Source organism: Macrococcus hajekii, assembly GCF_004359505.1.
In the GTDB taxonomy this organism is placed as follows: Bacteria; Bacillota; Bacilli; order Staphylococcales; family Staphylococcaceae; genus Macrococcus; species Macrococcus hajekii.
The window spans coordinates 296,016-318,495 of the sequence record NZ_SCWE01000001.1 but is presented as its reverse complement, the minus strand read 5'-3'; the positions used below and the strand labels follow the sequence as shown (position 1 = coordinate 318,495).

Here is a 22,480-nt window from a genome sequence, read left to right as displayed (position 1 = left end):
AATAAAAGACAAGACCCCTGTCGAATACAGGAATCTTGTCTTGATGAAATTAGTCTGATAAAAAGTTCAACTTTTTGGGTTCACTACAGAGTCTGAGCCGTTTTTAAATATAGTACATGTAACCTTGAATGAGTTCTTCCTGACGATAGTTCATCAAGTCTTCAAGTGTCGTCTCATCAAGCACTTCTTTGACAGCATCACGAATTTTAATCCAAAGCTGCTGTTGTGCAGGGGGCTCATCTTCAAGTGCTTCCACTAAAGTAATAGGTCCTTCCAGCAATCGAATAATATCACCTGCTGTAATATCAGCGGGGGCTTTCATAAGCTGGTAGCCTCCTTTTGCCCCACGAATGCTGCGAATTAATCCTGCATTGCGCAGAGGACCGACGAGCTGCTCCAAATAAAGATCACTCAGATCATTTTCCTCGGCAATCGTCTTTAAGGATATCGCACCTTCACCGTAGCGCTTTGCCAGACTAATCATTAATGTCAGGCCATAACGGCCTTTTGTTGAAATTTTCATAGCTGTTTGCTCCTTTACTCTTGGTTTCAATTCTATCACAATTTGCGCTAAAATAAGGTAAAATTTAAATATAGGAGGCTCATTATGGAACCTTTAGCTTATCGAATGCGTCCGACGACGATTGATGATGTCATCGGACAGAATCACCTAGTAGGAGACAAAGGCATCATCAGACGCATGGTCAATGCCAGAAGATTATCTTCCATGATTCTCTATGGCCCTCCAGGTACAGGTAAAACAAGTATCGCACGAGCCATTGCAGGCTCAACTGATGCCAAGTTCAGACAACTGAACGCAGTCACTAACACGAAGAAAGATATGCAGATTGTCGCTGAAGAAGCTAAAATGTCCGGACAGGTTATTCTGCTGCTGGATGAAATACACCGTCTCGATAAAGCCAGACAGGATTTTCTGCTGCCTCACCTTGAGAATGGCCATATCATACTGATCGGTGCAACTACTTCAAATCCGTACCATGCCATTAATCCTGCCATCCGTTCACGTACACAGATATTTGAACTACAGCCGCTTACGCCCAGTGATATCAGACAGGCAATAGAGCGCGCCATCCATGATAAAGATCATGGCTTCGGCGACCGTGCGATAAATATTGATGAGCAGGCAATGGAACATTTCGTTCAGGCAGCAGGTGGTGATATCCGGGCCAGTTTGAATGCACTTGAACTTGCTGTTCTATCAGCTGAGGAACCGGTACACATCACACGTCAGGATGCAGAGGACTGTCTTCAAAAATCATCGTTCAATTTTGATAAAGACGGCGATTTTCATTATGATGTGATGAGCGCGTTTCAGAAATCTATTCGCGGCAGTGACGTTGATGCTGCACTTCATTACTTAGCACGACTGATTGAGGGCGGTGACCTGCCGACTATTGCACGCAGACTCCTCGTCATCAGCTTTGAGGATATCGGCCTCGCCTCCCCTCAAGCTGCTTCACGCACGCTGACAGCCATTGAAGCAGCAGAACGCCTCGGTTTCCCTGAGGCACGTATTCCACTGGCTCAGGCAGTGATCGAACTCTGTCTGAGTCCAAAATCCAACTCTGGCATCACTGCTATCGATGCTGCGCTCAGCGATGTGCGTAAAGGTCGATCAGGTGAGATTCCGAAGCATTTAAAAGATGGCCATTATGCGGGTGCAAAAGACCTGGGAAATGCAACAGGCTACCTTTATCCGCACAATTATCCAGGCGGGCATGTCAAGCAGCAATATCTCCCTGACAATCTACAGAAAGCCCGTTACTATTCTCCTAAAGACACCAGTAAATCAGAAGCTCAGTTTAAACAAGTCTATGATAATATCAAAAAGGAGTGACAGCCCGTGCTGTCACTCCTTTTTATTTATCCCTCACACGTCTGACCGGAATATCTTTTAAGATATCATTCACCACATAGCTCGCGCAGATCAGGCCGACCACACTAGGTACGAAGGCATTTGAAGAAGGTGGCATCTGTGCTTTACGAATAGCAGCATCCGGATTACCCACATATCCTTTTACATCCTCACGTATGACAATCGGGCTCTCGTCAGAGAACACAACCGGGATTCCTTTTACAATGCGCTCTTTTTTCAGGCGCGTTCGGATGACCTTGGCCATCGGATCTGTATGGGTCTTTGAGATATCTGCTATTTTAAAACGAGTTGGATCCGTTTTATTCGCGGCACCCATGCTCGAAATAATCTTGATGTCCCTTTTCAGACATTCCTTCATCAGGTGGATCTTGTAGACGATGGTATCCGATGCATCGACGATATAATCAATGTCATAACTGAAGAGTTCTTCATATGTTTCTTCTGTATAGAACATATGCATCGGTGTGACGCGACAGTCAGGGTTGATCAGTTTGATACGTTCCTCCATCAAAGTTACTTTTGACTGTCCGATTGTCGTCGTCAATGCATGGAGCTGTCTGTTGACATTCGTTATATCCACATCATCCTTATCAATCAGGATAATATGACCAATATTAGTTCGAGCCAGTGCTTCTGCGGCAAATGATCCGACGCCCCCAACACCAAGAATAGCAACAGTCTGACTGTTCAGTAAATCCAGTCCCTCTTTACCATAGGCAAGTTCATTTCTTGAAAATTGATGTTTCATCTACTCACACACTTTCCTCTATATTCGTTCTTATATCCTACCATATCACTCGTATTTATGCATAAAAAAATACAGGACCGAAGTCCTGTATTCCGATAACATCCGACTGAGCCGTCATGATAAAGTTGATTATTTTGGCCTGCTATAAACAGGTGGGTGCCCTGTTTCTTACCTTGCACGTCCTCCAGGAGAGGCGTGTGCTCAGCATGAAAACCTATCTGGCTCCCTAATCAAAAAGTGTTAGGTCAAAATAGAAAAACTAATGTCGAACCCTTCAGATATTCATCTTATGACTCTATAATAGCACTTTTTATTAAGAATGCAACTTATTTATCTTCATCAATATTTAATTTTAAGCTGAGTTCATCCAACTGTGCTGAATCAACCGGGCTTGGTGCATCAGTCAGCAGACAAGTTGCAGATGCCGTCTTAGGAAACGCGATAACATCACGTAAATTTGTGCGGTCAGAGAGCAGCATCACCATACGGTCAAGACCTAGTGCGATACCTCCATGTGGCGGCGCACCATATTTAAATGCATTCATCAGGAAGCCGAACTGCTCCTGTGCCTCCTCATCTGAGAAACCGAGTGCTTCGAACATCTTCGCCTGCATCTCCTGATCATGGATACGGATAGAGCCACCACCCAGCTCATAACCATTCAGCACGATATCATAGGCATTCGCCTGAACTTTATCCTTATCAGTGAGCAGCATGTCGATATGTTCTTTTTTCGGCGCAGTGAATGGGTGATGCGCTGCAAAATAGCGGCCTGCATCAGCATCATATTCAAAGAGCGGCCAGTCAGTTACCCATAAGAAATTATATTGGTTTTCATCGATCAGACCTAACTCTTTACCTAATTTATTACGCAGGTTAGCAAGTGATGCATTCACTACGTCTGCTTTATCAGCGACGAAAAGCACAAGGTCACCTGTCGCTGCTTCAGTAGCAGCAAGTAACTCCTGAGTGATGTCTTCATCAAAGAACTTCGCGACCGGACCGTTCAGACTGTCATCAGTCACTTTAACCCAGGCAAGACCTTTTGCACCGTAGATTTTGGCAAAGTCTTGCAGCGCATCAATATCTTTACGTGAGTATTGATCAGCCGCACCTTTAACCACGATAGCTTTCACAGCTCCACCATTATCTACTGCATCTTTAAATACTTTGAAGTCCATTTTCCCTGCTAAGTCATTCAACGTTTTTAATTTCATATCGAAGCGTGTATCCGGTTTATCGATACCGTAGTCGCGCATTGCTTCCTCATATGTCATACGCGGGAATGGTAATTTAACGTCAATGCCTTTAACGTCTTTCATAATACGAGCCATCATCCCTTCATTCATCGCGATAACATCTTCCTGATCGACGAAACTCATCTCAACGTCAATCTGAGTGAATTCAGGCTGGCGGTCAGCACGTAAATCTTCATCCCGGAAACATTTAACAATCTGGTAGTACTTATCAAATCCACCAATCATGAGAAGCTGCTTAAAAATCTGTGGAGACTGCGGCAGTGCATAGAACTCTCCGTCATGGACACGTGACGGTACGAGATAGTCACGCGCACCTTCAGGCGTTGATTTTGTCAGTACAGGTGTCTCCACCTCGTAAAATCCAGCTTCATCTAAATAATTACGGACTGCGCGTGTAATCTGGTGGCGCATACGGAATGTCTGTGCCAGAGGTTCACGACGAAGATCAAGGTAACGATATTTCAGGCGGACTTCCTCAGCCACATCTACTTCTGACTCAATCTGAAATGGGGGTGTCTCCGCTTTGTTAATGATATTTACTTCAGCTACCTGCACTTCAATTTTACCGGTTTTAATTTTCGGATTGATCACCGCTGCATCACGCTCTGTTACTTTACCGCGCACTTCAATGACGTATTCAGAGCGCAATGACTCTGCAACTTCCAGTGCCTGCTGCGAGAAGTCAGGGTTGAAGACAATCTGTACGATACCTTCACGGTCGCGTAAATCAATAAAGATAAGACCGCCGAGGTCACGACGTTTCTGTACCCATCCTTTCAATACTACTTCCCGACCAATATATTCTTCTGTGACAAGACCACAGTATGTCGTACGTTTTTCCATTATACTCTCTCCTTCAAATATGCTGCGATATCTTCTATCTTCACATCAGTGACTTCACCTGATGTCATTTCTTTCAATTTGACTGTTCCTGATTCTATTTCATTGCCACCGAGTACAAAAGTATAAGCAGCATTCACTCGGTCTGCCTGCTTCATCTGGGCCTTCATCTTACGGTCCAGATAATCCATATCTGCTCTGACGCCCTGCACGCGAAGGTCAGCAATAAGTTTGACCGCTTCATTCATCGTCTCTGGCATCGTCACCATAAAGAGATCAAGACGCTCATCTGTCTCAAGCTCAATGCCTTCTGCTTCAAGTGCCAGGAGCAGACGCTCGATGCTGAGCGCAAAACCGATGCCTGTTTCGCTTGGTCCATCCAGCATCTCAAGCAGACCATTATAGCGACCCCCACCACACAATGTCGTAATCGCTCCAAAGCCTTCAGCTTCACTCATCATCTCAAAAGCCGTATGTGTATAGTAGTCAAGGCCTCGAACCAGATTGGCATCTTCAACATAAGGAATATTAAGACGATCTAGATGCTGTTTAACTTCTTCATAATAATTCCTGGAATAATCATTCAGATATTCCGTAATCTTAGGTGCGGATTTCACAGCCGGCTGATCACGATCAACTTTACAGTCCAGGATACGCATTGGATTCGTGTGCAGACGGTTCTGACAGTCCTGACAGAAGTCCTCTATGTGCGGTGTGAAGTGCTCGACAAGTGCTTCCTTATATTCTTTACGCGACTCCATATCACCAATTGAGTTGATGACAAGTTTCAACGTTTTGAGTCCGAATGAAGAATAGATATGATAGAGCATGTGCAGCACTTCAGCATCCATAGCCGGATTCTCAGCACCCATTGCTTCTACACCGAACTGTACAAACTGACGGTAACGCCCCTTCTGTTTACGCTCATATCGGAACATCGGTCCACTATAGAATAATTTGACCGGTTGATTAGCAGCACCGTGCATTTTATTCTCAATATAGCTTCTGACAACTGCTGCTGTACCTTCTGGACGGAGTGTCATACTGCGATTACCTTTATCCATAAATGTATACATTTCTTTCTGGACGATATCAGTTGAATCGCCCACACCTCGTGCAAATAGATCCGTGCTTTCAAATATAGGTGTACGGATTTCTTTATAATTGTAGCTTTTCGCGATTTCAATCAGCTGACGTTCAATATATTGCCATTTAGGTGTTTCCTCAGGCAGAATATCCTGAGTCCCTTTAGGAATGTTTATCATAATAATCCTCCTTAAAATATAAAAAAGCCCCTTATGCATTACGCATAAGGGACGAATTGACCGTGTTGCCACCCTAATTGATACAGAAGTATCCTCTCAATAGGACAAGTATCGTTTGTCTGACGGTTCTACTTTCATAGAACTACCTCGTCTATTGTTCACAGCAAAACGCCTAATCATCTAATTTCAGCACTATAGATGTCTCTAAAAATAAGCAGAGTCGCTTTGATAGACTCGAACGGTATAGATCTTCAATTAAATCCATAGTACTTCGTCACCGCATTAAAGTCAAGTTAATAGATAAAATAATTCCTAAGACCATCAACAATAGCTGTCGTGACGGTCTGACGATGAATTTTATCGTTCATCAGTCGCTCATCAGTCGGATTACTGATATAGCCGAGTTCCAGTAAAACTGCCGGCATTTTAGTCTGGCGAATGACCTGATAGTTTTCCTGTCTCACTCCACGATCGGAAAGAAGCGTCTTCTTATTGATTGCAAAGTGCAGTGTATCGGCCAGTGCTTTCTGTGATTCCTGATTGTAATACACTGTCAGACCATGAGGCGCTGTGTCAGTTAGAGCATCACTGTGCAGACTAATGAAAACATCACCTGCAGCTTTACGATCCCCTAGTTTAACATACTGATCCTCATCGCGTGTCATGATGACTTTTGCGCCTTCTTTTTTCAGTTTATCTCTTAGCATCAGAGCGGTTTTAAGCGTGATATCTTTTTCAAGCGTACCCTTCCTGCTACTCGCTCCCTGATCGGATCCACCATGCCCTGGGTCCAATATAATCGTTTTACCTTTAAAAGGTTCTGCGGATGCAAGTTTATCCGGTTCAATATCAAGGTCAGTATGCCAGCCGGCGATCCAGCCCTTCTTCTTATCATTACCGACGTAATACCACTTACCGTCGTGCTTATAAATATCCAGCCGCTCACCTTTCTCAACTTTGAACACAACCGGATATGCTGCCTGTGGTCCTGTTCTAAGCTCTCCATCTTCAATCATTTTGAGGACAGTGGGATCTGTCTTATCCATCGTTATGACAGCAAAAATCAGCAGAGCCAGTAAAATACCCGCTGCTAATCCTAGCAGCAGATAGAGTCGATTCTGCTTCATTGAATCTTGCCTTCCCGACTATCATAAACAAGTGTCACCGGTCCATCATTGACTAGTTCCACAGCCATATCTGCACCGAAGACGCCCGTCTTGACTGTAATGCCTTCTTCTCTTAGCAACGTATTAAACTGTTCATACATAGCGGCTGCCTGTTTCGGTTCTTTTGCTGTTGTAAAGCTAGGTCTATTCCCTTTTCTTACATCGCCATATAATGTGAACTGCGAAATAGACAGAATGCTGCCTTCTATATCCTTGATGGCTAAATTCATCTTACCTTCAGCGTCTTCAAAAAGACGTGCAGCTGATATTTTTTTGGCCATCACCTTTAAATCTGCTTCAGTTGTCTCTTCTCCAATACCTACTAGAAGCATAAATCCTTGTTCTATTGATTCACATCGTTGATCAGTTGTGACTGATGCACGACTGACACGTTGGACTACTACTCTCATAAGTCACCTCTAATTCCAAATACGGCTGACCGTATAAATGTCACTCAGCTGTTTAATCCGATCGACTACCTTCTGTAATTCTGCTACATTTTTGACCATAATACCAATATTAATACGCACATTTTTATCGATATCCGCTCGTCCATGAACATGGACAAGAGAGACTTTAGTCGAGTTGACTGCATGAAGCACTTCATTCAGCAGTCCATTATGATCATAGGCCGTTATTTCAAGATCAACCTGATAAGTCTGATTCTGATCGATTGCCGCTACCCAGTTCACATCGATCAAACGGTCTGTCTCATCTTTGATATTCGGACATTCCGTACGATGGACTTTGACACCGTGACCCTTTGTGATGTATCCCACAATATCATCTCCAGGAATGGGATTACAGCATTTCGACAGTTTAATCAGCATATTATCCATACCTTCCACATAGACACCGGATTCAGTCTGAATATGTGATTTAGTCGATAAGGATTTATTTACTTCCTGAACTTGATTGAGTGCCTGTTCCTTTAGTTTAATCCGAACTTTCTCTGATAACTTAGACACCACATTGCTCGCTGTCAATCCACCGAATCCGACAGCTGCATACATATCATCAATATGTCCGAAATTATATTTACCTTTCAATGTATTGAGGTTATCTTCTGTCAAGACCTCATCTAAACGGTAGCCTTGCTCCTTAATCTCCGCTTCGACCATAAACTTACCTTTTTCAATATTGCTTGAGCGGTCCTGTTTTTTAAAGAAACTGCGAATTTTACTTTTGGCACTTGAAGATTTGACAATCTTCAGCCAGTCCCGACTCGGTCCATATGAATGCTTGGATGTCCGGATTTCAATAATATCTCCAGTATGCAACTCATAATCAATCGGCACAATTTTACCGTTAACTTTTGCGCCGATCATTTTATTGCCGACTTCACTATGAACTGCATAGGCAAAATCAATCGGCACTGCACCGATCGGTAGTTCCACTACATCACTCTCAGGTGTAAAGACATATACCTTATCGCTCTGAAGATCATATTTAAGTGATTCCATAAATGCTTCAGCATCAAGAGAAGTAGAATTCGCTTCTTCAATTTCTTCTATCCAGTCCATCTTGCTCAGCGACTTCGCTTCATCGGGATTGACGAGATGCTTTCCTTCCTTATAGGCCCAGTGTGCAGCCACACCGTGCTCTGCAATCTCATGCATCTCCTGAGTACGAATCTGAATCTCAAGCGGGTCCCCATTAGGACCTACTACGGTCGTATGCAATGATTGATACATATTAGGTTTCGGCATCGCAATATAATCCTTAAAACGGCCGGGCATCGGCTTCCATAACGTATGGACGAGACCGAGTACTGCATAACAGTCTTTAATGGAATCCACAATCACACGGATGGCAAGCAAATCAAAAATTTGATCGAATTGTTTTTTCTGTTTGACCATCTTGCGGTAAATACTATAAATATGTTTCGGTCGGCCTGTAATCTCACCTGTGATATCTGTGATTTCCATTTCATGCTGGATGTTCTCGATTGCATTATGGATATAGTCCTCACGCTCACTCCGCTTTTTCTTCATCAGATGAACGATACGGAAGTACTGTACACTGTCGATATAGCGAAGTGATATATCTTCCAGTTCCCATTTTATCGTATTAATACCCAGTCTATGCGCAAGCGGTGCATAGATTTCAAGCGTTTCTTTAGCAATGCGTACCTGTTTTTCATGGGGCATTGCTTTTAGCGTACGCATATTGTGCAGGCGGTCTGCCAGCTTGACCAGAATAACACGTACATCTTTCGCGATAGCGATAAACAGTTTACGATGGTTTTCAGCCTGCTGTTCAGCCTTCGAACGATATTTTACTTTTTCAAGTTTGGTCACACCGTCAACGATTGTTGCCACTTCTTTATTGAACATCTCCACCAGATCTTCATATGTATAAGGAGTATCTTCTACTACATCATGCAGAAAACCGGCGACAATTGTTGGTGCATCAAGTTTCATCTCAGCGAGAATTCCTGCTACTTGAATCGGATGCATGATATAAGGCAAGCCATTTTTCCGGAACTGACCTGTATGCGCTTTTTCTGCAAGTTGATAGCTTTTGACGACAAACTGATAGTCTTCTTCAGACAGATAGCTGCGCGTCATCGCGAGCACATCATCAGCAGAGTATGGATATTCGTTGTTCATGCTATCACCTCACCGTTTATAATGTTTTTATCATACTATAATTCTATGTAGAAATAAATATAAAGAAAAAAGAATAGACAGCCTAAGCTGCACTATTCTTCGTCATATGAAACCAGTGACAGAACGTCATATCCTTCTAATTTCTCCATACCGTTCAAGTATTTTAAGTCAATGATGAAGGCGATACCTGCCACAACACCACCTAGTTGTTCCACTAGTTTAATCGTTGCTTCAATCGTTCCACCCGTGGCGAGAAGGTCATCTGTGATGAGCACACGTTGACCCGGCTTGATCGCATCTTTATGCATCGTCAGCACATTTGAACCATATTCAAGATCGTATTCGTAGCGGATTACTTCTCGAGGCAGCTTCCCTTCCTTACGTACAGGAGCAAAACCGATTCCCATCGCATAGCTGACTGGACATCCAATAATAAAGCCACGTGCTTCAGGTCCTACAACTACATCAACATTTTTATCCTTTGCGTATTCAACAATCTGATCTGTTGCATAACGATACGCTTCACCGTTATCCATGATTGTTGTAATATCCTTAAAGTTAACGCCTTCTATCGGCCAATCTTTTACTTCTGAAATATACTGTTTTAAATCCATGGTAGCCTCCTATGACTAGAACATTTTTTCATTGATTAGTTTTTTGATGCTGTCAAACGATGAATAGAGTAGTTGCCGTTCACGCTCCAGCTGAGCATGACGTGCTTCATAAATAGGAGATGCAAGCATATCTACTTTACCAGCCTGCTTATTGATTGCAAGCAGTCCTTCTTTTTCTTCAAGCAGCTGACGTTCTTTCAGCACAGCAAGCATAAACTTCAGCATATCCGGTGTGATACTAAGGGACTGACAGATTGATAAGCCATCTTTCACCAGCTGAACAGGCTGACTATAGATCATCTTATAGAGCTGTCTGAACTTATCCAGGCTTGGCATGCCATCAAAATAGACAGGCCTTGTTTCATGAAAAATAATAAAAATCTGTTTGGCAGTAGCTGATTTCATCGTCTCGAAAAATGCCTCCATATCTGCAGGCAAATCCCTCAGTACAATCTTATCATGACCTGATATATTATCACCATATAAATAGTAGTCATCAGACTGTCGCTTACGTTCTGCATTGATTAAATAGATGACATCTTCATCCTTTAAAAATGCAAACTTACTCGCATGCTGATTGCGATAATCGATATAGCGCACTTCATCCGTTCTGATATCCTCAAGCAATAGCTGTGGCGTCACGTGTCCATTCCATTCATTCAGCTGGAATTTACCGCATACATCCACGACAGTCTCCTCCGGATAATCATGAACCAGCTGACCCGCTGACCATTTCAGTGCAGTCAGGCGTCCATTCAGTACCATCTTCATGTGTGCACCCTGTTGTCCAATGGCCTTATTCTGCGTAATATCAAGCTGATTCAATCTGAAGAGCGGCTGTGGATTACCGCTGCCGAACGGACGCAATTTGTCGAGCTGTCTAATCGATTCTGTCGTCACCTGTTCGAAATCAACTTCAGCATCCAGCTCAATAATAGGCTGCAATTCCTCTTCTGATTCAATACTGTCATTCAGGTGTTGTTCAAGCACTTCAATGTTTTCCAGCGGCATCGTAAGACCCGCCGCCATATGATGTCCTCCAAATTTCGTCAGAATATCCGCTTCTTGAGTCAGATAATCAAACATCGAGATCTGATCGATGCTTCTGGCAGAGCCTTTAGCATAGTCATCAGCCAGATTCATCACAATAGTCGGCCGGTAGTAACGCTCTACAATCTTAGAGGCAACGATACCGAGTACGCCCTCATTCCAGTTACGTCCAGTTATCACGAGGAAATTCATTCCCTGTGCGACCTTTTCTTCCGCCTGTGCGACAGCTTCTGCCGTAATGGTCTCTACAATTTTCTTTCGCTCATTATTGTAAGTATCAACTGCAGCAGCAAGTTCAGCGGCGTATGCAGCGTCCTGTTCCATCAGCAGTTCAGCGGCAGGTCTTGCATCTTTTAATCGTCCGACTGCATTCAATCGCGGACCAATCATAAAGCCAATGGTCTCTTCTGTCACTTCTCCCTGATGTCCGGCAACAGTAAGTAAAGCTTTAACACCGACAGGCAGTGACTGGTTTAATGCATCGATTCCTTTTTTGACGAGCCAGCGATTCTCACCTTCAAGCGGCACAAGATCGCTGACCGTCCCTATAGCAGCGATACCTGTTAGTGCAGGGTCTAACCGACCTGTTAAAGCTGAAGCAAGTTTAAGACTGACACCTGCGCCGGCGAGATGTGGACATGGATACTGACCTTCAGGATGAGCCGGGTGAATTACCGCATAGGCCGCCGGTAATGAATCACCGATTTCATGATGATCTGTAATAATGACGTCTATGCCGAGTGATTTCGCAACCTCCACTTCGTGATGACCTTTAACACCATTATCAACAGTGATAATCAGTCCAACACCGTCATCAGCGAAAGAACGGAATGCCGCTTCATTCGGACCGTATCCTTCAGTAAAACGGTTAGGAATATAGAAATCGGCCATCGCACCGATTTCTTCCAGTGCAGCCATCAGGACAGCGACACTCGTCACCCCGTCTGCATCATAGTCGCCATAAACGATAATAGGTTCAAAATTATCTACTGCTGCCTGAATACGTGCCACTGCTTTGTCCATCTCAAACATCAGAAACGGATCGTGCAGATCTTCTTCTATCAACCACTTCTCAAGTTCTTCTCGCGTCGTGATACCTCGCGCTTCAAGAACTTCCTGGAGTAAGGGGCCGATTTTGAATGCTTTGAGCAGTGCTGCATCCAGTTGCTGATTCTGTTGTTTCAGCAGCCATTGTTTTGCCATCATTCTCATCCTCCTGACCGTTATATTATACCCATTTCTCCTGTAAAAAGAAAATGAACAAAAAAGACAGGCCGTTATCCGGCCCGTCTTGTTTAAACATAAATTTTTTCGTCATTTTTGGTTTTTTCAGTGTAGACAGTTAACTTGCCGCCATTCGCTTTAAGTTGTCGTTTTTTAAGCATGCCCCATAACGGAACAGCGATAAATACTGAACTGAACACACCTGAGATCAGACCAATTAATAAGGCAACGCCGAAGCTGAAGATACTTGATGCACCTAACAGTATCAGTGCAATTACAACGATGATGACTGTTGCTACTGTATTAATTGAGCGTGTCATAGTCTGTCTGATAGAACTGTTGACGATACCATCAATCTGATCAGGTGAAGTGATGACTTTAATCTTCTGCAGATTTTCTCTGACACGGTCGAAGGTTACAATCGTATCGTTAATCGAGTAACCAATGATAGTCAGAACAGCTGCGATAAAGGTCATATCCACTTCCAGACGAATCAAGCTGAATGCAGCGATGATTAAAAAGGCATCATGCAGCAAGGCAAGAACGGCTGTAAGACCCATACGCCACTCAAATCTGACTGATACATAAAGAATAATGCCGAGCGAAGCAATCAATGTCGCAAGCATCGCATTTTTCGCCAGCTCTTTGCCGATAACCGGTGAAACCGTATTGACATTCGGCTCATAGCCATATTTATCACTTAAAGCTGACTTTACATCATTGATTTCATTTTTGGACAGCGGTTCCTTATATTGAACTACGGCTGTCTTCTTATCAGAACCAGATAATGTGATAGTTCCTTCCGGCAACTTCTCCGATTCTAAATCTTTCCTCAATGTATCTACATCAATCACTTGTTCACTCTTCACATCTACACGTGAACCTTGTGTGAAATCAATTCCAAGGTTGAGTCCGAACACAGCAAGTGAGATAGAACCTAGAATAATAGAAGCCAGTGCAAGGGCCAGTAATGGTTTAGCAAGTTTGACGAAATTGATACCATCCCATCGTGTATGCAGATCATGAATATCATAGCCTTGAGCTAAATCATGACGTTTTTTCTTACTTACTCCAAACAGACTGAAGTGACGGTTGAAGAAGTTTGAATGGACGATGAGTGACAGCAATATTCTCGTCAAGAATACCGATGTAATGAAACTCATGAGTATAGCGAGTAATAACATCGTCGCAAAACCTTTAACGCTGCTGACACCGAAGAAGAAGAGTACAAGTGCCGCAAGAACTGTTGTAATATTTGCATCGAAAATCGTCAGGAATGATGACTGTGATCCTTTATGATAAGCCTGCTTCAGACTACGTCCGATTTTCAGCTCATCCTTAATCCGTTCATACATGATAATATTCGCATCTACTGCCATACCGACACCCAGTACAAGTGCTGCAATTCCTGGCAATGTCAGTACACCATTAATCATGTTAAAAGCGAGCATTGTCAGATAGATATAAGCTGATAATGTAATCACTGCGATTAAACCAGGTAATCTGTAGAAGAAAAGCATGAATAAGAAAATGAGACCCACACCAATACCTGAGGCAAAGAGAGTCTTATGAAGTGCATCCTGACCGAACTGAGCCCCGACAGATGTCGAATAGACTTCATTCAGTTTGACAGGCAGCGAACCTGAATTCAATAGATCAGCAATTTGTTTGGCACGTAGAAGTCCATCCTGTCCTGCAAAACCACCTGAAATTTCAACGTTCTCTGAGTTAATCGGCTGATCAACAGATGCTGCGCTGACATATTTAGGTTCTTTACCTTGCTGAACACGTTCCTGTTCTTTTTTGTAGCTGTCTTTACCTTCCTCAAAATCCATCCAGATGACCATGACATTCGGATTCATTTTTGAAACCTTTTCTGTCACATCGCGGAATTTACTTGCCGATTTGAGTTTCAGCGACACGGCCGCTTCATTTGAATCTTGTTTGAATCCTTGTTTAGCGCCTCCCTGAACCAGATCTTTACCTGATAACAGCAAGTTGTCATTTGCATCACGAATCGTTAAGTTAGCACTAGTCGATAGTATTTTACGTGCTTCATTCTGATTTTTGACACCCGCCAGCTGAACACGGATACGGTTTCCTTCTTCAATCTGAATCTTGGGCTCTGAAACACCGAGCACATTCACACGTGATTCCAATGTCTTACTGGTCGCTTTAACAGCTTCCTCATCAATTTTATCGCCTTTATCGAGTGGCGCAACCTGATATAGAACTTCGAATCCACCCTGTAAATCCAGACCAAGATTGACATCCTTCATCAGTTTTTGTGCTGTGCCACCGATTAAGCTGAATAACAGAACTGCAATCAGCAGAAAAGCGATAATTCTACTTCTCTTTTTCACACTTTCACCTCATTATAATGACTCAATACTGAATACTGTCATCATCATATCATAATTTACGACGGACGTTTATCTCGGATAGCTAACTTATCAAAGGTGAGTTCCTGATTGCGTCCGACCATCAAAGTAATCGTCTGTGCACCAGTTGATTTCACAGTGCCATGAATTCCACCGACAGTTATAACGCGGTCACCTTTCTGAAGATTATTGATCAATGCATTCTGCTTCTGGTTGCGCTTTTGCTGAGGACGAATCATGGCAAAATATGCGATAACAATAATCGCTAAGAGTGGTAATACATTGAGCAATATCGCCTGAAAATTTTCGTTCATATTTATCCTCCTAGAAGTTTTTAGGGTTTTCGACATTCAGTCCATAATTCTCAAAAAACTCTTCCTTAAAGTCGAGCAGTCTGTCATTACGGATAGCTTCTCGTACCTGCTCCATTAAATTCAGCAGGAAATGCAGATTATGGATGGACGTCAGTCTGATTCCAAATGTTTCGTCAGCTTTAATTAAGTGACGAATATAAGCTTTCGTATAATTTTTACATGTATAGCAGTCACAGTTTGCATCTAGGGGTGTAAAATCTCTTTCGTATTTTGCGTTTTTAACAACCACCCGGCCTTTCGACGTCATACATGTGCCATTACGAGCGATACGGGTCGGCAGTACACAATCAAACATATCGATACCCCGTATAGCACCTTCAATCAGGGCGTCAGGTGACCCTACACCCATCAGATAACGTGGTTTATTGAACGGCATAAGAGGTGTCGTATGTTCAAGCATGCGGTACATGATCGGTTTAGGTTCACCAACAGAGAGGCCGCCTATCGCATAGCCAGGAAAATCAAGTGATACAAGGTCCTTCGCACTTTGAGTTCGCAGTTCCTCATATTCACCTCCCTGAATAATGCCAAAGAGTGCCTGGTCTTCCGGACGATTATGCGCCTTCAGACAGCGCTCCGCCCAGCGAGAGGTTCTTTCGATGGAATCTTTAACATACTTATATTCAGCAGGCATCGGCGGACATTCATCAAATGCCATCATAATATCCGAACCGAGGTCATTCTGAATATGCATCGCTTTTTCCGGACTCAGGAAAAGTTTAGAGCCATTCAGATGGTGTCTGAAGTGGACACCTTCTTCTTCAATCTTACGCATATCACTCAGACTGAAGACCTGGAAACCACCTGAATCTGTCAGAATGGGACCATTCCAGTTCATGAACTGGTGTAAGCCCCCTGCTTCACGAATAATATCGCTTCCTGGTCTTAACCAGAGATGATAAGTATTGCTCAGTATAATCTTAGCATTCATCGCATGAAGTTCTTCAGGACTGACTGTCTTGACCGTTGCCTGTGTACCGACGGGCATAAACATCGGGGTCTCGAATGAGCCATGAGGTGTATGGACGATACCGAGTCGTGCACCGGATTGTTTACAAGTTTTAATATGTTCATATGTAACTGCTGGCATAATACTCTCCTTTAATAAATAAACATCGCATCACCGAAACTGAAGAAACGATAACGTTCCTTGACCGCTTCAGCATACGCATTTAATACTCTTTCTCTTGAAGCAAGACTTGAAATCAGCATCATGAGTGTCGACTTAGGCAGGTGGAAATTTGTAATCATCGCATCAATGCCTTTGAATTCATAGCCTGGATAAATAAAAATATCTGTCCAGCCTGATGTCTCAATAAAGTCATCATGTAAAGACGCGATTGTTTCGAGTGTACGCGTCGATGTCGTACCTACTGTAATGATACGCCCACCTTTTTTTCTAGTCTGATTCAATACATCGGCAGTCTGCTGAGACATCTCATAATATTCACTATGCATATCGTGTTCCTCAATATTATCGACGCTCACAGGTCTGAATGTACCCAGACCGACATGCAGGGTGATATAAGTGATATTCACACCTTTAGCAGCAATTTTTTCGAGCAGTGCTTCTGTAAAATGCAGCCCTGCTGTGGGTGCAGCAGCTGAACCCATTGCTTTAGCATATACCGTCTGATAGCGGGACTGGTCTTTCAGCTGCTCTTTAATGTAAGGCGGGAGCGGCATTTCACCCATTTCTTCCAGTCGTTCCTGCAGAATCCCGGTATATTTAAGGGTCATGATTCTACCGCCCTGGGGCAGTAATTCTTTGCAATCTGCCTGTAACTTACCCTCACCGAAACTGACAACTGTCCCTACCTGTACGCGTTTTGCAGGCTTTATCAGCACTTCCCAGTCATTGCCTTCCAGCTGCTTAAGGAGCAGCATCTCTACTTTTGCGCCTGTCTCTTGCTTGACCCCATATAATCTTGCCGGCATGACTTTTGTATCATTCAGAACCAGTGTATCTCCAGTTTCAAGATAATCAACTATATCTGAAAAATGAGCATGATGAATGTCACCTGTCTCTTTATTTAAAGTCATTAATCGACTTGAAGTACGGTCCAGAAGAGGTGTCTGCGCAATCAATTCCTCTGGTAATTCAAAATCAAAATCATTTACATTCACATTATTTCCTCTTTTCATGACTATACGGATAGTTGAAATGCTCATAAGCAAAAGGGGTTGCAGCGCGTCCGCGTGTTGTACGCTCCAGAAAACCTTTTTGAATCAGAAAAGGTTCGTATACATCCTCAAGTGTGACACGTTCCTCACCAATGCTGACTGCAATGGTATCCAGACCAACCGGCCCACCGTTATAACGCTCGATAATCGCCGTCATAATCTTGTGATCAATATGATCCAGACCATGCTTATCTACCTGCAGCATATCCAGTGATTTCTGTGTCGTATTGATATGTATAATCTCCTCGCCCTGCACCTGTGCAAAATCACGCACGCGTCTTAATAAGCGATTCGCGATACGAGGGGTACCACGACTACGGCTCGCAATTTCTGCTGCTGATTCATCATCGATCTCACTATCGAAGACGGATGCTGTCCGTGTAATGATTTCTTTCAGATCCGTTTCATCGTAGTAATCAAGTCTAAGATGTACACCGAAGCGGTCGCGCAGTGGTGCTGATAGACTGCCTGCTCGAGTTGTCGCACCGACGAGTGTAAATGGAGGCAGATCAATACGGATACTTCTCGCTTCCTCGCCTTTACCCACTACTATATCCAGACAGAAATCTTCCATCGCAGGATACAATATCTCTTCTACTACACGTGATAAGCGGTGGATCTCATCAATAAAAAGGACATCACCTGCATTCAAGGAAGATAGAATGGCAGCCAGGTCACCTGGACGTTCAATAGAAGGACCTGAAGTTGTACGGATATTGACATCCATCTCATTGGCGATGATATTAGCCAGTGTCGTTTTACCTAGACCCGGCGGACCATATAATAATACGTGATCCAGCGCTTCTTCACGCAGTTTTGCTGCCTGAATAAAGATTTCGAGATTATTCTTCAATTTTGGCTGACCAATATACTGTTTCAGATAAAGAGGACGCAGACTGAGTTCAGTCATCGCCTCCTCTCTATCCATCAAGTGGTCGTCGATTATACGTTCATCCATATTGCCACTTCCTTATGAGACTAATATCTGTAAACCACGTTTTATATTATCATCAATCTGTTCTATTTTTTCTGCTTTAAGCACTTTTTCAACTTTCGTCAGCTCACGTTTAGAATAACCGAGTGCTTCTAATGCAAGCAGTGCTTCAGCTACAGCAACTGTATCAGTAAATTCTTCAAACAGCGCTGATTCATCTGTCATCACGAGTTTTCCTTTTAAATCAAGAATGATCTGGCGAGCTGTTTTCTTACCTATGCCTGGAAACTTCATAAGATAACTCTCATTCTCATCTTCAATCGCTCGTCTGATTTCATCAGGCGTACTTGTAGCAAGAATGGCAAGTGCTGATTTAGGCCCAATACCTGTCACCTTATTGAGAGAAAGAAAAAGACTTTTTTCTTCGGCATGAGGAAAACCATATAAAGTGTGGGCATCCTCACGGACAATGAGCTGCGTAAAAAGTTTAGTTTCTTTATTCAGATATTTCTGCAGACGATACGGATTAGGGGTATGACATTCATAACCAATACCGCCGATATCCATGACGACATGTGTCGGTGTAATCTGAGTCAGTTGTCCTTGTAAATAGGCGTACATATATCCTCCTATATATTCATGCCGAGAAGCTGCACTTGATTGACACCATCAATCGCTTTTAGCTTCTCCAGCAATTCATTGATTGTAAGTACGATATCAGTTGCGTTCAATGTAATAACAATCGAAGCTTTTCCCATAATCGGCAGACTCTGATGAATTGTCAGAACTGAACCTTTTTCAGCAGCAATCTCCTCGAGAATAAGATAAAGTAATCCGACATTATCATCAATATGGAGCATCAATGTAAGGTTACGCTCACTTGTCTGTTCATCTACCGGAAAAATAGTATCCTTGAACTTATAGTAGGCACTTCTTGAAAGGTCGTACTGTTTAACTGCTTCAAAGATAGACAGCTGCGGCTCACGCTCCAGCAGTTTTTTGACTTTCAGCGTTTTTTTCACGGACTCCGGCAGAACATCTTCTCTGATTAAATAATATTTCTGTCCTTCAGTCATTGTTGTCACCTACTCTACGAATTCGAATTCGCCACCTAAAATACGTACGATATCACCATTTTTCGCGCCTCGCGCACGAAGGGCATCATCGATACCCATTGAACGCATCTGACGTGCAAAACGTCTGACAGCCGCATCACGATTGAAGTCTGTCATTTTGAACATACGTTCAATAGAATTACCGCTGACGACGTATGCACCATCATCATCACGAGTAATCTCGAAGTGATCGGCTGATTTTTCATGTTTATAGAGTACACGGTGGACCGCAGTTTCTTCTTCATCACCATCAAAGTCCATTCCTTCAGTCTCATCAAGTAAATCCGCCACACGGTAGAGCAGCTGATCTATATTTTGATATGTTGCAGCACTCAGTTCAATAATTTCAAGGTCTTCGCCAGCCTCTTCTCTGAATAAAGCAAGGTTATCTTCAGCACCCAGCATATCCATTTTATTCGCTACAATAATCTGCGGACGTTTAGCCAGCTTCTCATTATAGTTCTTCAGTTCATTATTGATTGTGACATAATCCTCATAAGGATCACGTCCATCTGTCCGTCCCATATCAATCATATGGATAATGACGCGTGTACGCTCGACGTGACGCAGGAACTGATGACCGAGACCGACACCTTCAGAGGCACCTTCAATCAGACCGGGTAAATCAGCCATAACAAAGCTGCGGTTATCCTTCGTCTGAACGACACCTAGATTAGGTTTAATAGTCGTGAAATGATAGGCACCGATTTTCGGTTTCGCTTTTGAAACGATAGATAGTAAAGTGGATTTCCCCACACTAGGAAAACCAACAAGACCTACGTCCGCCATCAATTTCAGTTCGAGAATCACTTCCAGTTCTTCACCTGGTTCACCGTTCTCAGCGAATTCCGGTGCCGGGTTGGCAGAGCTCGCAAAACGTGAATTGCCTCGGCCTCCTCGACCTCCTTTTGCAATGACTGCCTGCTGTTCATGGAGTACGAGGTCAGCGATCACTTCGCCTGTCTCAGCATTTTTAACAATCGTGCCTGGCGGTACTTTTAGAATCAAATCCTTGGCCCCACGGCCATGCATATTGCTCGACTGACCATTTTCACCCGGCTCTGCTTTAAACATACGCTGAAAACGGAAGTCAAGGAGCGTTCTTAATCCTTCATCTACCTGGAAGATAACAGAAGCACCTTTACCACCATCTCCACCTGCCGGACCACCGAGCGGTACATATTTCTCGCGGCGGTAGGCAACGAGTCCATTCCCGCCGGCCCCCGCTTTTAAATTAATTTTGACCTGATCGACAAACATTTAAACACCTCTTTTTTTACTCATTTTATATTCTGTAGGATGACCGTCAATCACAAACCTAAATAGATAATCATCCGCTTCTTTTATTTCTATCAGGATCTGTTCACCCTGGACTTGTTTTATCCATTCAACAAACTTTTCGGTTATCAGATGATCATCTTCACCCGAGCCTGAAGTTTCAATTTGATAATCAAAGCGAAACTCAGTCGTCAGCTTATAGTGAATCACTGTTTGAACAAATCTACTCCATGAAAGTTGAATAAATCGCTGCTCGCGCTGCAGTTTATCACTCCAGTTATCGACTATACTATTCACTTTCGTGTAATCTCCGAGTTCACAGTAAATACTTAACAGCTGCAGCTGATTACTGATATCATGTTTTGCCCTTAAATAAATATCCAGCTCGTTCATGCTATCACCTCAATCTATTATAGCACGTCTGTATGTCTGAGACGAACAGAGAGAAAAAAAGAAAGGCACTAGATCAGTGTCTAGTGCCCATCTCTTATTATTTTGCTTCAGCGTAAACTGAAACTTTCTTTTTGTCGCGTCCGAAACGTTCGAACTTAACAACGCCGTCGATTTTAGCGAATAAAGTATCATCGCCGCCACGTCCTACGTTTTCACCCGGGAAGATTTTAGTACCGCGTTGACGGTATAAAATTGAACCACCTGTTACGAATTGACCATCAGCACGTTTAGCACCTAAACGTTTTGATTCTGAGTCACGACCGTTACGTGTAGAACCTACCCCTTTTTTCGATGCGAAAAATTGTAAGTTTAATTTTAACATGAGTTACACCTCACTTGTAATTTAGTTGGATGAACTGACCATATTCTGCTTCAATTGTCTCAAGTGAGACAATCATTGCCTGGATAATCAGCTGCGCTTCATTGTTATTCAAATCTACCACACGCGCTTTAAAAAATCCACCGTCGTGTGCATAATCAATATCGGGTCTTTCATCTGTCAATCCGAGAACCGCGTTCATACTGCCGAAGACGACAGCTGAAGCACCGGCACAGACTAAATCCTGTCCATGTGGGGCTGAGTCAGCATGACCTGTCATTTCGAAGTCAGTGACTTTACCGTCATCATTAACAGCAATCGTGACGTTAATCATTAAGCGTTGATCGCTTCGATTGTTAATTTAGTGTAAGGCTGACGATGACCTTGTTTACGTTTGTAGTTCTTTTTAGGCTTATATTTGAAAACAGTGATTTTTTTACCGCGGCCGTGTTTTTCAACTTTCGCTGTAACAGTTGCACCTTCAACTACAGGTGAACCTACTTTAACTGTTTCGCCACCAACCATAAGAACTTTGTCAAAAGTAAATGTAGCGCCTTCTTCTGCGTTTAATTTTTCAACCCAGATTTCTTGACCTTGTTCTACTTTTAATTGTTTTCCACCAGTTTCGATAATAGCAAACATACTTGCACCTCCTATATTTTTTAAGTCACGCCGTAAATAGGTGGCCGAAGCACTTCAACCTATGTCCGTGCGGTTGTATGTAGCTATAAACTACTCAACTTGACCATGATAGCATTTCACAGTAT

Annotated in this window: 22 protein-coding genes, 1 other RNA gene and 1 other annotated feature; of the genes, 1 reads left to right on the top strand and 22 read right to left on the bottom strand. The window is 43.1% G+C overall.

Annotated elements, in window-relative coordinates; translation table 11 throughout:
• Positions 1–103: 103 nt before the first annotated feature.
• Positions 104–523 carry a cysteine metabolism transcriptional regulator CymR gene (gene cymR, locus ERX37_RS01715; RefSeq protein WP_133428918.1) on the bottom strand — a complete coding sequence of 140 codons (420 nt, stop codon included), beginning with the start codon at positions 521–523 and terminating at the stop codon, positions 104–106.
• An 84-nt stretch (positions 524–607) separates the two neighbouring features.
• Between cymR and ERX37_RS01710 the strand changes: the two genes are divergently transcribed.
• Complete coding sequence (locus ERX37_RS01710; protein ID WP_133428917.1) at positions 608–1,858, top strand: replication-associated recombination protein A; 1,251 nt, start codon at positions 608–610, stop codon at positions 1,856–1,858.
• Between the two features lie 22 nt (positions 1,859–1,880).
• Here ERX37_RS01710 and ERX37_RS01705 read toward each other — a convergent pair whose 3' ends face one another.
• From ERX37_RS01705 to rplU, 21 genes are all read right to left on the bottom strand, one after another.
• The gene (locus tag ERX37_RS01705; RefSeq protein WP_133428916.1) at positions 1,881–2,645 is read right to left on the bottom strand and encodes a tRNA threonylcarbamoyladenosine dehydratase; all 765 of its coding nucleotides are present in this window, start codon (positions 2,643–2,645) and stop codon (positions 1,881–1,883) included.
• A 95-nt stretch (positions 2,646–2,740) separates the two neighbouring features.
• Positions 2,741–2,929: non-coding RNA, 6S RNA (ssrS, locus tag ERX37_RS01700), on the bottom strand.
• A gap of 42 nt (positions 2,930–2,971) precedes the next feature.
• Positions 2,972–4,747, bottom strand: coding sequence for an aspartate--tRNA ligase (gene aspS, locus ERX37_RS01695; protein WP_133428915.1), 1,776 nt, complete (start codon positions 4,745–4,747; stop codon positions 2,972–2,974).
• Positions 4,747–6,009, bottom strand: coding sequence for a histidine--tRNA ligase (gene hisS, locus ERX37_RS01690; protein ID WP_133428914.1), 1,263 nt, complete (start codon positions 6,007–6,009; stop codon positions 4,747–4,749). The genes aspS and hisS overlap by 1 nt, the downstream gene beginning before the upstream one ends.
• 293 nt (positions 6,010–6,302) lie before the next feature.
• Positions 6,303–7,136: an N-acetylmuramoyl-L-alanine amidase family protein gene (locus ERX37_RS01685; protein WP_133428913.1), complete on the bottom strand. Its 834-nt coding sequence runs from the start codon at positions 7,134–7,136 to the stop codon at positions 6,303–6,305.
• Positions 7,133–7,585: a D-aminoacyl-tRNA deacylase gene (dtd, locus tag ERX37_RS01680; RefSeq protein WP_133428912.1), complete on the bottom strand. Its 453-nt coding sequence runs from the start codon at positions 7,583–7,585 to the stop codon at positions 7,133–7,135. The genes ERX37_RS01685 and dtd overlap by 4 nt, the downstream gene beginning before the upstream one ends.
• Positions 7,586–7,594: 9 nt before the next feature.
• A complete protein-coding gene (locus ERX37_RS01675) occupies positions 7,595–9,787 on the bottom strand; it encodes a RelA/SpoT family protein (RefSeq protein WP_133428911.1) in 2,193 nt (730 codons plus the stop codon).
• Between the two features lie 92 nt (positions 9,788–9,879).
• Complete coding sequence (locus ERX37_RS01670) at positions 9,880–10,401, bottom strand: adenine phosphoribosyltransferase (protein ID WP_133428910.1); 522 nt, start codon at positions 10,399–10,401, stop codon at positions 9,880–9,882.
• A gap of 15 nt (positions 10,402–10,416) precedes the next feature.
• Positions 10,417–12,657, bottom strand: a complete 2,241-nt coding sequence (gene recJ, locus ERX37_RS01665) for a single-stranded-DNA-specific exonuclease RecJ (RefSeq protein WP_133428909.1) — start codon at positions 12,655–12,657, stop codon at positions 10,417–10,419.
• Positions 12,658–12,746: 89 nt separating this feature from the next.
• On the bottom strand, positions 12,747–15,038 hold the full coding sequence (secDF, locus tag ERX37_RS01660) for a protein translocase subunit SecDF (protein WP_133428908.1): 2,292 nt from the start codon (positions 15,036–15,038) through the stop codon (positions 12,747–12,749).
• A gap of 56 nt (positions 15,039–15,094) precedes the next feature.
• On the bottom strand, positions 15,095–15,370 hold the full coding sequence (yajC, locus tag ERX37_RS01655) for a preprotein translocase subunit YajC (RefSeq protein WP_133428907.1): 276 nt from the start codon (positions 15,368–15,370) through the stop codon (positions 15,095–15,097).
• A gap of 10 nt (positions 15,371–15,380) precedes the next feature.
• On the bottom strand, positions 15,381–16,520 hold the full coding sequence (tgt, locus tag ERX37_RS01650; RefSeq protein WP_133428906.1) for a tRNA guanosine(34) transglycosylase Tgt: 1,140 nt from the start codon (positions 16,518–16,520) through the stop codon (positions 15,381–15,383).
• An 11-nt stretch (positions 16,521–16,531) separates the two neighbouring features.
• Positions 16,532–17,557 (bottom strand): tRNA preQ1(34) S-adenosylmethionine ribosyltransferase-isomerase QueA, encoded by a 1,026-nt coding sequence (gene queA, locus ERX37_RS01645; protein WP_133428905.1) that lies wholly within the window; start codon positions 17,555–17,557, stop codon positions 16,532–16,534.
• A 1-nt stretch (position 17,558) separates the two neighbouring features.
• Positions 17,559–18,572 carry a Holliday junction branch migration DNA helicase RuvB gene (gene ruvB, locus ERX37_RS01640; RefSeq protein WP_133428904.1) on the bottom strand — a complete coding sequence of 338 codons (1,014 nt, stop codon included), beginning with the start codon at positions 18,570–18,572 and terminating at the stop codon, positions 17,559–17,561.
• 12 nt (positions 18,573–18,584) lie between these two features.
• On the bottom strand, positions 18,585–19,169 hold the full coding sequence (ruvA, locus tag ERX37_RS01635) for a Holliday junction branch migration protein RuvA (RefSeq protein WP_133428903.1): 585 nt from the start codon (positions 19,167–19,169) through the stop codon (positions 18,585–18,587).
• An 8-nt stretch (positions 19,170–19,177) separates the two neighbouring features.
• Entirely contained in the window at positions 19,178–19,624 is a 447-nt protein-coding gene (locus ERX37_RS01630) for an ACT domain-containing protein (protein ID WP_133428902.1), read from the bottom strand.
• A 9-nt stretch (positions 19,625–19,633) separates the two neighbouring features.
• The gene (gene obgE, locus ERX37_RS01625) at positions 19,634–20,923 is read right to left on the bottom strand and encodes a GTPase ObgE (RefSeq protein ID WP_133428901.1); all 1,290 of its coding nucleotides are present in this window, start codon (positions 20,921–20,923) and stop codon (positions 19,634–19,636) included.
• Positions 20,924–21,334 carry a Spo0B domain-containing protein gene (locus ERX37_RS01620; protein ID WP_133428900.1) on the bottom strand — a complete coding sequence of 137 codons (411 nt, stop codon included), beginning with the start codon at positions 21,332–21,334 and terminating at the stop codon, positions 20,924–20,926.
• Positions 21,335–21,431: 97 nt separating this feature from the next.
• Positions 21,432–21,716 carry a 50S ribosomal protein L27 gene (gene rpmA, locus ERX37_RS01615; RefSeq protein ID WP_133417306.1) on the bottom strand — a complete coding sequence of 95 codons (285 nt, stop codon included), beginning with the start codon at positions 21,714–21,716 and terminating at the stop codon, positions 21,432–21,434.
• Between the two features lie 10 nt (positions 21,717–21,726).
• Positions 21,727–22,047 carry a ribosomal-processing cysteine protease Prp gene (locus tag ERX37_RS01610; RefSeq protein WP_133428899.1) on the bottom strand — a complete coding sequence of 107 codons (321 nt, stop codon included), beginning with the start codon at positions 22,045–22,047 and terminating at the stop codon, positions 21,727–21,729.
• A complete protein-coding gene (gene rplU, locus ERX37_RS01605; protein ID WP_133428898.1) occupies positions 22,047–22,355 on the bottom strand; it encodes a 50S ribosomal protein L21 in 309 nt (102 codons plus the stop codon). The genes ERX37_RS01610 and rplU overlap by 1 nt, the downstream gene beginning before the upstream one ends.
• Before the next feature lie 13 nt (positions 22,356–22,368).
• Positions 22,369–22,440 (bottom strand) — a sequence feature (ribosomal protein L21 leader region).
• Positions 22,441–22,480 lie beyond the last annotated feature (40 nt).